The 14,309-nt window shown below is 59.7% G+C and carries 9 protein-coding genes; 3 read left to right on the top strand and 6 right to left on the bottom strand.

Going from position 1 to position 14,309, the window contains the following annotated elements; genetic code table 11:
- Positions 1-17: 17 nt before the first annotated feature.
- The 4 genes from H6A60_RS08525 to H6A60_RS08510 form a co-directional block, all read right to left on the bottom strand.
- The gene (locus H6A60_RS08525; protein ID WP_205103466.1) at positions 18-1,301 is read right to left on the bottom strand and encodes a hypothetical protein; all 1,284 of its coding nucleotides are present in this window, start codon (positions 1,299-1,301) and stop codon (positions 18-20) included.
- 140 nt (positions 1,302-1,441) lie between these two features.
- Positions 1,442-3,046 carry an FAD-dependent oxidoreductase gene (locus H6A60_RS08520; protein ID WP_205103464.1) on the bottom strand — a complete coding sequence of 535 codons (1,605 nt, stop codon included), beginning with the start codon at positions 3,044-3,046 and terminating at the stop codon, positions 1,442-1,444.
- The gene (locus H6A60_RS08515; RefSeq protein WP_205103462.1) at positions 3,046-3,696 is read right to left on the bottom strand and encodes a response regulator transcription factor; all 651 of its coding nucleotides are present in this window, start codon (positions 3,694-3,696) and stop codon (positions 3,046-3,048) included. The genes H6A60_RS08520 and H6A60_RS08515 overlap by 1 nt, the downstream gene beginning before the upstream one ends.
- Entirely contained in the window at positions 3,693-5,831 is a 2,139-nt protein-coding gene (locus tag H6A60_RS08510; protein ID WP_205103460.1) for a sensor histidine kinase, read from the bottom strand. The genes H6A60_RS08515 and H6A60_RS08510 overlap by 4 nt, the downstream gene beginning before the upstream one ends.
- A gap of 539 nt (positions 5,832-6,370) precedes the next feature.
- Between H6A60_RS08510 and H6A60_RS08505 the strand changes: the two genes are divergently transcribed.
- Entirely contained in the window at positions 6,371-7,894 is a 1,524-nt protein-coding gene (locus H6A60_RS08505; RefSeq protein WP_205103458.1) for a flavocytochrome c, read from the top strand.
- Between the two features lie 131 nt (positions 7,895-8,025).
- A complete protein-coding gene (locus H6A60_RS08500; RefSeq protein ID WP_205103455.1) occupies positions 8,026-8,370 on the top strand; it encodes a cytochrome c3 family protein in 345 nt (114 codons plus the stop codon).
- A 181-nt stretch (positions 8,371-8,551) separates the two neighbouring features.
- Here the strand turns inward: H6A60_RS08500 and H6A60_RS08495 are convergent, their stop codons facing one another.
- A complete protein-coding gene (locus H6A60_RS08495) occupies positions 8,552-9,058 on the bottom strand; it encodes a helix-turn-helix domain-containing protein (protein ID WP_205103453.1) in 507 nt (168 codons plus the stop codon).
- A gap of 247 nt (positions 9,059-9,305) precedes the next feature.
- Complete coding sequence (locus tag H6A60_RS08490; RefSeq protein WP_205103451.1) at positions 9,306-13,496, bottom strand: autotransporter domain-containing protein; 4,191 nt, start codon at positions 13,494-13,496, stop codon at positions 9,306-9,308.
- Between the two features lie 391 nt (positions 13,497-13,887).
- Here H6A60_RS08490 and H6A60_RS14045 point away from each other — a divergent pair, with 391 nt between their 5' ends.
- A complete protein-coding gene (locus H6A60_RS14045; RefSeq protein ID WP_369126656.1) occupies positions 13,888-14,091 on the top strand; it encodes a MerR family DNA-binding transcriptional regulator in 204 nt (67 codons plus the stop codon).
- The last annotated feature ends 218 nt before the right edge of the window (positions 14,092-14,309 follow it).

The raw sequence follows: 14,309 nt of genomic DNA, 5'->3' as shown, positions 1-14,309 counted from the left end.
TCTTCTTGCTGCACCACTCAGAACTTCGGTTCCACACGGCCGTCTCTGTCCCGGACCTCGTCGACCGCACTCCCGGCGCGGCTCGCCGTCATACGTCTTCTCAGAGCGCTTTTTTGGGAAAGCCACAACAAAAAACGCAAAACGCCGGCGAGCACCCCTTTAAGAAGCACGGCGGCAGAGAGGAGCGCCCCAAGAACCGAACCGAATAACCCAACGGCTGCAAGTACCGTTCGGGTAGCGCGAACGACAGCCTTTCCCGAAAGGAATGCGTAGCGGCGCATATCGCGCAAAAGCGTCTTCGCCGTTCCTTTTTCCATTCGCGAAAGCTTCCCGACCGCGTCCTCGCCGTACTTCATGACGGCTTTGACTTCCGTCGCACCGTGCTTTTCGACTGCCTTAACCACGTCTCGACCGCCAAAGCGAAGCGCCGCGGCCGCCTCGTCGCCGAAGCCTTCCGCTGCTTTGACAACACGCGGGAGGTCAGCCAGCTTCTCGCTGCGCCCGACCGCTTCAAGGGCCGCCGCGCTTCCGTGCGATTTGGCAAACGACGCCAAGTCGGCTAAAGGAGCGGCGACTTCGGCAAGCTTAGCTTCTCCTTTGGCAGCGCGACCGGCAAGTTCGAGCACCTCGCGCTCGAGAGCGGGCGGCACTTTGCCCGCTCGCTTTGCGACTTTGAGCGCTGAAAATGCCGTCTTGGCCGACGCAGCAGCGGGCGCCTGCGGCCCGAAGGAAGCGATGGTAAGCGCAATCCCCGCAGCCGACAACACTGTGACGAAATAGTCGACGTCCTCGCCCTCAAGCCACTTGATGCCTGACGTAGCCAGATCTCGAATGTCCCCTACGACGAAGAAGTTTGAAACCACCTCCGCACCCTGACCGTAGGGTTCGGCGCTTTCGCCGAAGAAAAAGCCTTTGGCGATTTCGTCGGCCTGATAAGCGATCGATTCACGCTTTTCCTTAACGTCGGCGAGCATTGTACGAAGCGCCGCCTTCTCTGCCGACGCTCTCTCGCTGGCATCCTTTTCGCCTGACCAAAGCTTGGCGCTTTCGCCCGGCAGCGACAAATAGAGCTCAATCCATTCCTGCGCTTCAAGAAGCTTCCCCTCATCCAGCAGGCTGCGCGCCCGCACCACCGGATCGACCGGCGCAGCATCGGCCACATAGTCGTATCGGCCGAATGCACCGTAATCAATGAGAAAGAGCGTCCCGCCCACAACAAGCGCCGAGAGCCCAACGAGCGCCCAGCGCTTGAGCACGGCGGACGGACTGTCAAATGAAGAAGCGCAGCGTAGAGGAGTCATCTATAAACTCGAGAGAAGGCGAACGCGCTCGACGCTCGCACGAAGCACACGATTCGTCGACTGCTTCTCCGATTCTCGAACAATCGTGACGCCGCGGGCTCGACAGAGTGGCTAAAAATCGTTTCGCCGCTTTTCTGCGTCTAAAGAGACTTCGCCGCACACTGTCCGGCAATGCGTCCGAAAACGAGCGCATCCAAAAGGCCCGCCGAGCCCACGAACGCAATCCCGTGCAGGCCGCCCGTAACTTCGCCCGCCGCATAGAGCCCCGGAATCGGCCGATCGTCCACGACGGAGAGCACCCGCGCACAGTCGTCCGCCGCGATGCCGCCGCTGCACATGAGGACCTTGGCAAGCATCGGACTCGCGAACCAGGGCCCCTCTTCCATGGGTTCGGCAATGGGCGAGATGCGCCGGCCCATCTCGTCGCGCTCGCGCCCGCTTCGCAAGGCGTCGTTGTAGCGCGCAACGGTTGCTTGAAGTGCCGCAAGCGGAATGCGGCGTCCTTCGGCAAGCGCTTCGAGCGTCGGATAGCGGCTCACGAACCCGCGCGCAACGAGCGCCTCAACGTCGCTCGTGCCGAAAATCACCGACTGCGGATGCCGTACGGCACGCGCATCCGAAATGGCTACGGGCTCCAGTCCGGCGTTAAGCAAATCGAAGATCGCGTTTGTCTTGTCGACGTTGCCGCCCGTTTCATTGACGAAGCGTTGTCCCGTCTGGCGCACCGCCCAGATGCCCTGCGTGGCCGCACAGTAGCGGCTGAATTTCCAGGTTGTGCCCCAGCCCTTTTCATCGGGACTCGCGTCCGGAATGCAGTGGATGTATTCGAGATGCAGCAGCCACGCGCCGATGCGGGCTGCTTCGCGCAGCATTTCGCCCGTGGAGCCCGGCTGCGTCGCGGTACCGACACGCGCGGACAAGCGCCAGTTCTGCATTTGCCGCAGTTCTATGTCGCTCGAAAAGCCCCCGGAAGCGAGCACGACACCGCGCCTGGCGTGAAAAACGATTCTCGTGCCGCTCGAGGCGTCTTCGGCGAGTACGGCCGCAACGCGCCGCTCACCGAGTCGCTCAGCCTCAAGGAGGTGGAGCGCCTTCGTACGCAGCCGGATCACGACGCCGAGCGCCCGTGCGCGTTCGTACAGCGGATAAACGAGGCCGCCGCCCTTGGCTTCGCGGATAACGGCCGTTCGTCGCACGCTCTGGCCGAGCTCATACTCGAGGCGGTCCTCCCACCAGCGAACGCCCAATTCGTCGCGCGTCCACTCGAACGTTTCAAGCGCCTTTTGAGCGAGCACCCGCACCTTGCCCGGATGGTTGACGTAGCCCGCAGCCAAAAGGTCCGCCGCAAAGAGTTCAGGCGAATCGTGAATGCCGAGCGCAGCCTGCATGGGCGTACCCGGCACGCCCACCAGTCCTTCGGAAATCACCGAATTGCCGCCGATGCTGCCCATCTTTTCGAGAATGACGACGCGCGCCCCCGCGCGGCGCGCTTCAAGCGCGGCGGCGAGCCCCGCCGCTCCCGAACCGATCACAACGACGTCCCAGTCCTCGCGCTGCTCGGCGTCAACGCGAACAGGATGTCCCGTGCCTTCGCTCTGCAGAAAGTCGGCATCTTCCGCATCCGCTGAAGCGTATGCCCTCGAAAGACCGCCCGCAGCGAGCCCGAGTCCCGCCCAAGCGCCCGAACGCAGTATGCGTCGTCTGGCGAGTTCTGCTGCATAGGCAGAAAAGTTCTTTTGCTTCATTACGCCTCCTCGTCGCCGAGAATCGCGCGTATGCGCCGCACCGCCTGCGAAATGCCCGAGGCCCCTTTAACGCCGAGCTTTCGGCAGACTTCCCCGCGATGCACCTGAACGGTTTTGACCGAAATGCCGCCCAATCGCTCGCCCACTTCGCGATTCAAAAGCCCCTCGGCAATGAGTTCGGCCACCTCGCGTTCTCGGTCCGTGAGCGCATGCCAGCGCGCAACCTCAACGCCTGGATCCGCTGCGGGACCCGTGCTGCGCGCTACCGCCCGGTGAATTGCATCGACCAGGCGGCTCCGGTCGGCCGTCTTCTGCACAAAAGCGGCCGCGCCCTTTTGCATCGTGTCGACCGCCATGTCGATGTCGCCGTGCGCGGAAAGAAAGACGATCGGCAGCGTCATGCCGCGCCGAATCATTTCGTCCTGCAGTTCGAGCCCCGTCATATCGGGCATGCGAACGTCAAGGACGAGGCAGCCCGGACGCGAAGGACTGTCGCCCGTGAGAAATGCGCGGGCGCTTTCGTAAGCCTCGCACTCGTAGCCCTCCTGACGCAGCATGAAGGCGAGTGAACTGCGCACCTGCTCGTCATCGTCCACGATGCGAACGAGCGGCTGCGCGGTTTTATCGGTTTCGAAATGGCGCTCGGTCATGTCGGTGAATCCTTGGCTTGCGTGGCCTCAATGGTTGAATAGGTGTTTGCCGATCGTGCGGCGGTCTCAGCATCGGAAGCGCCCGCCGAGGGCGCCGCAACGGGGAGCCGAACGACCGCAATCGTCCCCCCGTTCGCTGCGCGCTCGAAGGTGAGCCGACCGACATAGCTCTCGGTAAGACTCTTCACGATCAAAAGACCGAGCCCGAGTCCCTTGCTCGAAGACTTGAGCACGGTGCGCCCGAGCGAATCGAAGGCGGCCTGCGTCAGCGCGGGCCCGTTGTCCGCAACGGAAAGCCGCATCATGGCGGGCGCTTCACTGCCGCCCGCCATCTCGACGTTCCCGCTTTTGGCCTTCGCTTCGGGCTCCCTCTCGACACTCACTTCAACGGTCGGACGGTTGCGTGTCGAAGCGGCATTGACGGCATTTGAAAGGAGATTGATAACGATGAGCTCAAGGTCGATCGGATTGACGAAAACGTCGCCCGCTTCGAGCCTGCCAAAACGAATCTCAACGAGACGACTCTTGCCGGACGCAATGAAGCGCTCGACACAGCGCTTTACCGCCCGCTCGAGCGACAGCCGTTCGCGATCCGCGTGGCCCTTGCCGTAGGCGCGCACGCGATCGATGACGCCCGCAGCGCGTTCGGCTTCGCGGTTGATGCTCTCCACCGCCTCGGCCGCATCGCCCAAATCCGGCGCTTCGTCTTCGAGAATGCGAAGCGTCCCGCGAGAGAGGTTCTGGATGACGGCAAGGGGCTGCTTCATTTCGTGCGCGACAATGCTCGAAAGCTGACCAACGGCACCCGCGCGCTCAAGCGCGTCAAGGCGTTCGGTGAGTTCGCGCGCTTCGCGCTGCGCCTGCGCCTGCTCGGCGTGTACGCGCTCGAGCTCCCGCGTGCGGCGACGCACCAGCTTTTCGAGTACGACACCGTGAATAAGGAGTGTGAGAAGCGTGAAGAACCCGATCACAATCGCGGGCCAGTACTCGCGCCAGATGCGCTCAAGCGTCCAGTCGCGCAGGTACGCAAAGGACCCGAGCTTCAACGTGCGGTACATCTCGATCACGGCAGAGTGGTCCGTCGAAACGCTCCAGTACTGCCCCCAGGCGTTTTGGGGCTTCGTGAGGAGTTCCGCCGTAATTTCGCGGGCCGCGCGCTGCGGCAGCGATTCGCTCGAAACGAGCGTCCACCCCGGATACAGGTCCGTCGAGTGATAGCAGACGAGCCCGTCACCCTTTCGGCGGTCGAGCACGCGAATTTGGTTCTGGTAGCTCACGCTCCCCGCACGCCAGAGGTCCTCAAGGAAACAGGCGCGCAAGATCCCTGCGTCCGCCCGACCATCGAGCACGTCGTCAATAACGCCCTTCATCTCAAGCGGCGGACGGCGAACGAGGCTACCCAAAAACGTGTCGGCGTCGTGCCCGGCCTTGGCCGCTTCGTAGAGCACTTCGTAGAGACCCGGCGTTTCTTCGTCGGCCACAACCGAAACGCGACGGCCTTTGAGGTCCTCAATGCGTTCAAGCGGACTGTCGCTGCGAACGATGACGGCCGCTGCCGCCGCACGGCTCGGGTCCGAAGCGGTGTCCGAAACGATCGCCGCCAGTTCGCGCAGCGTCGGCATGCGCTCGGCGTGAAAGAAGGTCGTTGAAGCTGCCGCCACATCCACTTCGCGCTTTCGGATTGCCGCGCGAAGCGCTTCGGGCGGATAGTAGCGGACGACGAATTCGTAGCGCGGCAGCTGCCAGCGCAGGTACTGCAGCGATTCGTCAACAAACGCCCCGTCGTACCATGGCGGCGAATAAGCAAGCACGCCCACGCGTATGCGAAGCCGCTCGCCTTCGTCAAGGTTGACACCCTCGGGCATCGGCGCATCCGCCCCAAGCGCCTTTTCTCGGTGCGGCGGCGCAGGCGTTTCAAAGACAGGCAGCACGAAGGGCGCGGGTGTCGTCGTGACGGGCGCGACCGCTTTGGGCTGCTCGGGGCCCGTTTCGACGGCTACGATTTCCGCGCGGGCCGTTGTGGCGACAAGACCGGCCAACAAACCCGATAAGAGAATGCACGCAGCGAGGGTCAAGCGGCAGGCGACCGGACAAACCAAGCGCCCCCGTACGCCGCAGCGCTTCGCTTGCTGCATCGATTGCTCGACTCTCCTCTTCATGCGCTCCCCGCTTTTTCACCTTTTTCTTCGACTCGATATTCTTTTCAGACAAATCTTGCCCCTTCCAAAGCCTTTTGCCTAGTCCTGCAGGGAATCGCACAACGTTGGCGTTCCTTTGCGCGAGGCACGAATCTACTTCTTTGAAATCCCTGCCGCAGAAGCGATCTCCCAACTGCATGTCGTCAGGCGAAGTGTATTTTGGCAGCATTCGGCAGCGCCTTCGTCGAACGTTTTCATTGGTTTCGGGCAAACCTCCTAGGAGGTCGAGCGATCGAAAATGAGTCTGCGCGCAGCGGGCGGCACAAAAATCCTTTCGACGAAAAGTCGATGGAGTCGTCCCTACGGCACAGTCGAAATCGAGCGGCGCTCGAAGCTTCGTTCACGTCGCGCGTTGAATGCTCTTTCGCTTGGGACGCCATGCTCGGAGTTCTCTGAGAACATCCGGCCCTGGGCATCCCGTCCCCACGAGAGCAAAGCGCAGAATGGAGCGGCCCGCTCATCAAAGGAGAGCAAAAATGTCAGATCTCAATCGCCGCACGCTTCTTAAGGGCTCCGTCGCCTTGGGCGCCTTCGGCCTCTTCGGTTCCGCGCACGCAGCGGGCGCCGTGAAGCTGCCGCAAAAGTGGGATGAAACGGTCGACGTCATCGTGATCGGCTCGGGCTTTGCGGGCCTCGCTGCCGCCATTGAAGCCAAGAAGGCGGGCGCCGACACGATCGTTCTTGAAAAGATGCCGACCGCGGGCGGCAACTCCGTCATCAACGGCGGCATTCTGACTGCTACGGGTTGCCCGCAGCAGAAGAAGCACAAGATCGAAGACTCGCCCGAACTCCTCGCCAAGGACATCCTCGTTGCGGGCCTTTACATGAACCAGCCCGAAAAGGTGAAGCTCCTCGCCGAAAACGCGCTCTCCAACTACGAGTGGACCGTGAACGAACTCGGTGTCGAATACAACCTTGACGCGATCGGCCAGGAAGGCGGCCACAGCGTGCCGCGCTACGTCTTCACGAAGAACGGTTCGGGCTCGGGCATCGTCTCGAAGGAAATCGAACGCCTTGAAAAGCTCGGCGTCAAGGTCCGCACCCGTACGCTCGTCGAACACATCTTCCGCGACGACGAAGGCCGTGTGGTCGGCGTCGAAGTCCGCGAAGGCTATCGCTTCCCGAAGGCCGATTCCGGCAAGACGAAGTTCATCCGCGCGAAGAAGGGCGTGGTTCTCTGCTACGGCGGCTTCTCGCGCGACGTGCCCTACCGCATGATGCAGGACCCGAAGCTCACCGAAAAGCTCGACAGCACGAACCAGCCGGGTGCTACGGCCGAACTCTGGCGCGAAACGAGCCGCATCGGCTGCGCGCAGGTTCAGAACGACTGGATCCAGTGCACGCCGTGGAACAACCCGAAGGAAAAGGGCATGGGCCTCGGCTGGACCTTCGCGCAGTCGGGTGCTGCCGAATACGGCCTCTGGGTTTCTACGACGGGCAAGCGCTTCGTGAACGAACTCGCCAACCGCAAGGTTCGCGCCGACGCGATCATGGTCGAACAGACGAACGGTCACCGCGCCGTTGCGATCTGCACGCTCCCGAACCTCAAGGCCTATGAAGTCGCGCGTCCGGGCATGCTCAAGAAGCTCGTTGCCGACGGCATCGTCAAGGAATACAAGTCGCTCGACGAAATCGCCGCCGACTACAAGATTCCGGCCGACGAACTCAAGAAGACGGTCGAGGGCTTCAACAAGGCAGTGACCTCGAAGAACGATCCGGAATTCGGCCGCTACATCAACAACGAACAGGTGCCGCTCACCGAAGGCCCCTGGTACGCCGCCGAAATGAGCCCGAAGGTTCACCACTGCATGGGCGGTCTCGTCACCGACATGAAGTGCCACGTGATCGACATCGTCGACAGCAAGCCGATTGCCGGCCTCTACGCCGCCGGTGAAGCCACCTCGGGCGTGCACGGCGCCGTGCGCCTTGGCTCCTGCGCCATTCTCGACTGCCTCGTGAACGGCCGCATCGCGGGTCAGAACGCCGCCAAGAGCGAATAATCCGCGCATACCCCCGGGTGGACGGCTTTCATCCTCCGAAGCCGGCCGCCCGGGCATTCAATCGCCCAAGGAGCCAACTCGGATCGCCCGGGCAGCAGTCGCGCTCGGGCGGATTCGGTCTGAAACCGATCATGACTGCTAAGACTTCTCTCCTCCTAACAGCCGCCGCAGCGCTGGTGTTCTTGGCAAGCGGCACGACGCTTGCCGCCGACAACATTGCGGACTTCCATGCGCAAAAAGGCATGGACTGCACGACCTGCCACAAAACGAAGGATGAAATGCCGACGACGGACACCTGCACGGCATGCCATCCGAAGGACGCGGTCGTAGAAGCCACAAAGAACGTCAAACCAGAAAATCCGCACACGTCGCCGCATTACGGCAAGGATCTCGACTGCTACAACTGCCACGTCGGACATGAAAAGAGCGTCGACTTCTGCGACCAGTGCCACTCCTTCGGCTTCAAGGTGCCTTGATCGAAGCGCCTTGTATTGGCTTTTGAGTGCACCCTCCCTGCGCCCAAAAGCCGTCCCTCAGCCTCGGACGCGTTCGCGCAAACTCTTTTGGCGCGTCCAGGGGAACCTGCCGATCTTTCTGCCGGCGCAGCCTTCCCGAGCGAAGGCTGCCGGCAGTTTTTTCTTTTTTGCGTCCCTATTGTCAGTGCTTGTCGCAATCTCTCGCGAGTACCCAGGCCCGGCACGTCGAGACGCAGACGCCCGTCGCTTTCGAAACCTCTCGCCAAGAGAGTCCCAGGTCTCGAACGGCGATCACGTGATCGTGCACTTCAGTCGGAAATCTGTATTGATTGGCTGAGAGTTTCACGGAGAAGCGTCCTTTTTTAAACGCGCGCGACCAGTCGCGCACGGTATTGACGGAAAGCCCGAGCGCATCGGCTACGGTCTTGTAGCCTTTTCCGGCTTCAAAGAGTTCGAGTGCCGCACGGCGCTTGCCTTCGGACGCAAAGTTCGGGCGAATACGAGCGGCAGGCCGCACCTTGACGCGCACGGGCGTCGACTCGAGCGAGAGCGTCGATCCGTTGACGGCGCTCGCCCGAGTCGAGCAGACGGCATCGCAGGCATCGATTTTGAGCACCTCCTCACGGTTGAAGTCAAAAGCGAGCGTACTCTGCGTCTGCAGAATCGGGTTTACGGTGCGGTCATCCATGGATCGGCCCTCAAAGAAAGCGGTCTCCTTTTGGGGAGGCCAGATTGGATAGGCTGAAGCCCGCACTCCGCCAAACTCGGCGGGAAACGGGCTTCTCTTTGCTTGAATATATGCGGGCAAGCGCTTGACAGGCAGCGAACCGTCGCAAGCGCTCGGAGCGGACAAGTCAAGCAGCTGTCCGCTCTTGCCCCGAACCTAAGGTCCTGGTCGTGCGCAGGCATCACGCCAGCGCACGACACATGGAGATTTAGAAGGTATAACGAGCGTTCAAGTTGAACGAATTGTTGAGGCGAGCGTCGCCACCAACGCCAAGCTCGTAGTTGACACCGATGGTCCAGGCATCGACCTGCGCATTGAGACCGAAAGTCGCCTGAATAGGCGTCGTATCGACAACACGCGTCACTTCTTCGGCATTGCCGAATTTCGCCACGGCATCCTTGTCGCCGAATGCCGGAACGAACGAGAGGTCGAACATCGGGGCCATCTTCATACCGGCCGTTTCAAACGTGCCGGAAACGGTCACGCCCACGGGGAGCTGGAAGACATTCATCGATTCGTTCGAAACATCGATCGAGAGATCGTCCACCTTGAGGTGCGTGTAGCGCAGCCCCGCGTGCGGCACCACGTTGAAAGCGCCGGCGTTGACGAGGTATTCACCGCCCAAACCCACCGTAAAGGCGTCGGCATCAAGATCTTCGCTGTAGCGCGTACCCATCACCGAGCTCTTCAGATCGTTTTCGGTACGCATGTAGCCGATATCGATCTTGCCGTTGAAGTTGCCGACCTGGTGCGCACTGTAGATGCTGAAGCCGTAGAAGTCGACATCGTTATCAACCTTGGTCGCAGCGTCGACGCTGTTGGCGTCGCCCGTACCGACCGTCACGGCAGCGCCAACGATCGCGCCGCAGGGTGCCGTCCAGTCGGCACCGAGAGCAGCGCCGTAGATATCGGCTTCGTAGCCGGAGCTGCCATAAAGGCTATCGGCCGTATTCCACGTACCGAAGACGTCAACCCAGGGCGTGACGCCCGATTCGGCGCGAACAATGCTGTTGGCAACCATCATGCGGCGATTGAGCACCTTGGCATTCTGTTCGATCGCGTCGAGCATCACGTTGTAGACACCACCCGCAGCCGCCATGTTGGCAACCGTCGAAGCTTCGTTGGCAAGGCGGTCATAGAAGCCGTTTTCGGCAGCTGCCTTCGTATCCTGATAAGCGTCGAGTGCTTCGTCGGTAAGCCCCGCGAGATCATCGATACCATTGGCTTCAGCATAAGCACGATCGAACGCGTCACCATCGAACTCGGCGCGAGCGAGCTGGCTCACGAGCTTGTTCGAATCGGTGTTCACACCGGCGAGTGACTGCTTGACGGTATCGACACCCCAAAAGTCACCGAGGTTGCGATCGACAAGCTCATCGTCCACATTGAAGTAAACGCGACCGTTCGTACCGTCGATCGCGTTCGTGACATCGTAGTACTGAGAGCCAAGATCGATGTCAAGCGCCTGACCGGCATTGTTGGTGATGCCCATAGCAAGCTTCACATAACGGACACCGTTTTCATCGAGCACGGTCGCCGCCTGCGTGAGGTTCGTGAACACGAGCGACATCGAACCTTCGCCCTCAGCATTGAACGAAACGTCGCCACTCAGAATGCCGTCTTCTGCATTGAAACCCGCGCGAGTTGCTGCCGCACCGAGATTCACCATCAGCGTATCTGCGTTTTCGTTCTCAGCCGTCGCGTCGGCAATCGTGAGACCCGCATCGGCAAGTTTGACCTGACCGCCAACGTAAAGGATCTTGTGCGCATCGACTTTGTCACCGAAATAAGCTTGGATATCAGCCAGAGACGATTCGTTTTCGGCAAAAGCAATCACCGCTCCCTGCGTTTTGGCAAAGGCTCCTGTCAGCCAGGAACCGTCAAACGCATTTTCGAAGGTCGCATTCTCTTCCGGCGTCGCGCGTGCAGCGGCAGCTGTGCCGGGCTTCACCCCCGTTACGACAAGGGTGCCGGCAACATTGATGCCGGCATCATCGGTGTTGTCGGCGAAACTTTCGATGAACTTCGTCGAAAGGCTGCCGGCAATGTTGAGTTTGCCGCTGTCAGAGACCGATACACCATCCAAGGTGCTAACGCGGGCGCCCTCGGCAACCAGCAGATTCCCCTTCGTACCGATCGAAACAGACTTTTGAGCCGACAAATTGCCGTTCACGGTAACGTCGCCCTCGAAAGCGACGTTGTTGACGAGTTTCGTCGCCTTGTCGGATTCGCCGAGAAGGATGCTGCCGCTTTCCGTCTTAAAGGTAATCACCTTGTCGTCTGCAACGCCCGTAATCAAATTGCCGGAAACGTCGCCATCGATCGAAAGAACGGCATTCGAAGCAGATACGGAAACACCCTTGTTCTTGTCTGCCTCCGTCAGGGCAAAGTTGAGGGCTGAAATGCCCGTGGTCTTGGTTACCTCCGCCGAAACATCCGCATTGTCAACTGTGGCCTTGACATACGGAAGGCCTTCAACGTCAGCGAGGGTGTAGCGCGAACCGTCTTTCTTGTTGTTGAGCGTCGCGTTCTCAAAAGCGAATTTCTGGTCACCGGTGTTGAGCTTCTTCAGGTCGTCAAGATCGTAACCGCCCGCGTATTCGGTTTCGATGATCGTGCCGCCTTCGATTGCGTTCATGAAGTCGGACTTCACGTAGCCGCTGTCGGCCTCAGTGTCGGCCGTGAAGAGGTTGCGCCACGACGTATACACTTCGCCCTCTTTACCGTTCGTGATGGTTGCAGCCTTGGCATCTTCATCAACAACGACGGCACCAATCGTCAGTACATCGTTATTCGTGAAGGCAAGAGCATGATCCTTCGTGAAGTGCAACGTGTCGATCGTAAGTTCACCATTGTTCGTGTAGGTCGTCTTGCCACCCGTGATCGTGCCGATCTTAGCGGAGGCATGATCGGCAACCGTAAACGCAGCTTGAGCATCCGGCTTAATCTGATATTCGCCAATGCCCGTAGCCATTTCGACGGAACCGGCACTGACGTTGAACTTACCTGCAAAAGCCTGCGTGTTGGAGTTGATGACGAGGCTGCCCTCACCGGTCTTGGTGATGACGGCAGACGAATCGCTCGACGTGATCGAGTCGAGGTTGCGCGTCGCGGCACTGCCCGCCTGACCAATCGTCATCGTGCGACCTTCGGCAATATCAAAGTCGGCTGTCGTGGCGCCCTTCAGGTGCAGGAAGCCGCCCGTGTAACCGTCATAGAGCTTGCCGGTGAAGGAACCGGCGTCCCCTGCCATATTGCCGGCAACCACCACGTCTTTTTCCGCGGCACGAAATTCTACGGTCGAACCAGTAACGTCGACCATCACCGCGCCGCCCCAGCCGTTCGAACGGTTGTCGCGGAAATCAACATCGGTAAAGGAGGCGTTGCCGTGATAAACAGCCACGGCACCGCCGCCGCTCGCTTGGTTGCCCGTAAAGCTGCCGCTCTTAAGGTCAAAATCGCCGCCGCCGGTGACGGCAAGCGCGCCGCCATTGCCGCTGGCAACCGTGTTGTTTGTGAATTCGATGTTCTGGGCCGATACCTTCGTACGCGAGCTGCCGCCGCCATTCACCATGAGTGCGCCGCCGGCGTGCAAATTCGTGCTGACGTTTTTCGAAATAGTGGACTTGTTGCCGGAGAACACAACGTCTTTGAGCGTAAGCGTCGTATCGAAATTGCCGCCAGAGACCTGAAGCGCACCGCCCTGTTTGGCCGCCTCGTTGTCGGTGAAGATCGCGTTTTCGATCGCAACCTTACCGCCCGTCACGTACATAGCGCCGCCGTGACTAGCGGACTTGTTGCCGGCAAAGCGCGAGTCCACTACCGATCCTTCCGCCTCGAAATAGCTCAAAGCCGCACCGAGCACGCCTTCGTTCCCAGTGAACGTGCTATCGGCTACATCAAGCTTGCCGCCCTTTTCCGCGCGAACCATGCCGCGCGGTTCTGCCGCTTTGTTGTCCTTTACGTTCATGCCAGAAAGCTTGAGCGCTGACGTGCCGTCGATCGTGAAAAGAAGACCGGCATGCTTCGTGTTGACGTCTGGTCCCGTGAAGCCCTCCAACGTGCCATTGGAAACGACGATGGCCGGCGTATCCTTATCCCAGCCGTCGGTCACGTGGGCGATAGTGAAATTGGCCGTACCGGCGGAACCGAACTGTCCGTCTGCATCCTTGACGGTTGCAACATTGCCGACGATGTTGACGAAACTTTCCAACTCGGCTTTTGCTGCTTCTTGACTCGCGTAGTTGATCGTGGCATTTGTCTTGCCTTCTTCTGCGCCTACAACCGTATTCGTTTTAGCCGACAGCTGTCCATCTTCGTGAGCGAAAGCCGTACCTGCCATCATGGACGCGATGGCCAAGGCAATCATCGTCTTCGAGCCAATGAATTTTTGATTCATTCCGAAACTCCAAACTTGTGTTCTGAGGTATGAGACGGTCTTCGCCAAAAGAAAAGCGACTGGTTTCACAAAAAAATGAACAGCCGGCCCCATCAGGCAAAGACGCTCCGACCAGCCTAGAGATTCGGATTGCCACAGGGAGGGGAGCGTTACTACTTATGTTTATTGTAATTCTCTAAAAAGATTAAATCAAACCCTTGTTGTATAGCGGTCTTCATTGCGAATTAGTTTGTATCCCACACCCTCAACATCCACGTTGCGAATTACCAACTTTTTTTGTTTTCAAGTATCGAACGACATTTCAAGAGGATCTACTACACCTCTTCTGCCAAAAATCTGAAGGGCTAACTAGTCGAAGAAAAGTCTTTCAGCACTATCACGGGGGACTTCTATGCTCTGCTCGATCGGCATTATCGCCAAGCACTATGTTGCTTCTCCTAATACGATCAGGCACTGGGCCCAACGCGGCCTGATCAAGGTCGCCTGCCGTACATTCGGCGGGCAACGTCGATTCGAGGTACCGACTGTTTCGACGGCGCTTGCCGGCGGCTTCCCGTCAAATTCCACAACCTTACCGACATCAAGGAGCGTTTGATCTTTAACGGGTAATCGAGACGAATACCAATTTATGAGCGGCAATTCCGCACTAATGACGCAAATGACGCGCCGTAACTTTCATTAACGCTTGGCAAACGTAACCGTACACGGCTTGGGCGTCTCTTCCGATGATTCTTCGGCGCCGAACGGTTAAGCTTTCGGGAAACGACGTGACGCCCGCGAATGCCCTGCGAGGCACGCGCGCATGGCATAACT

Origin of the sequence: Sutterella massiliensis (assembly GCF_016899755.1) — a bacterium.
GTDB classification, from domain to species: Bacteria; Pseudomonadota; Gammaproteobacteria; order Burkholderiales; family Burkholderiaceae_F; genus Sutterella; species Sutterella massiliensis.
The sequence above is the reverse complement of the archived record's forward strand: the minus strand, read 5'-3'. Positions and strand labels throughout refer to the sequence as shown.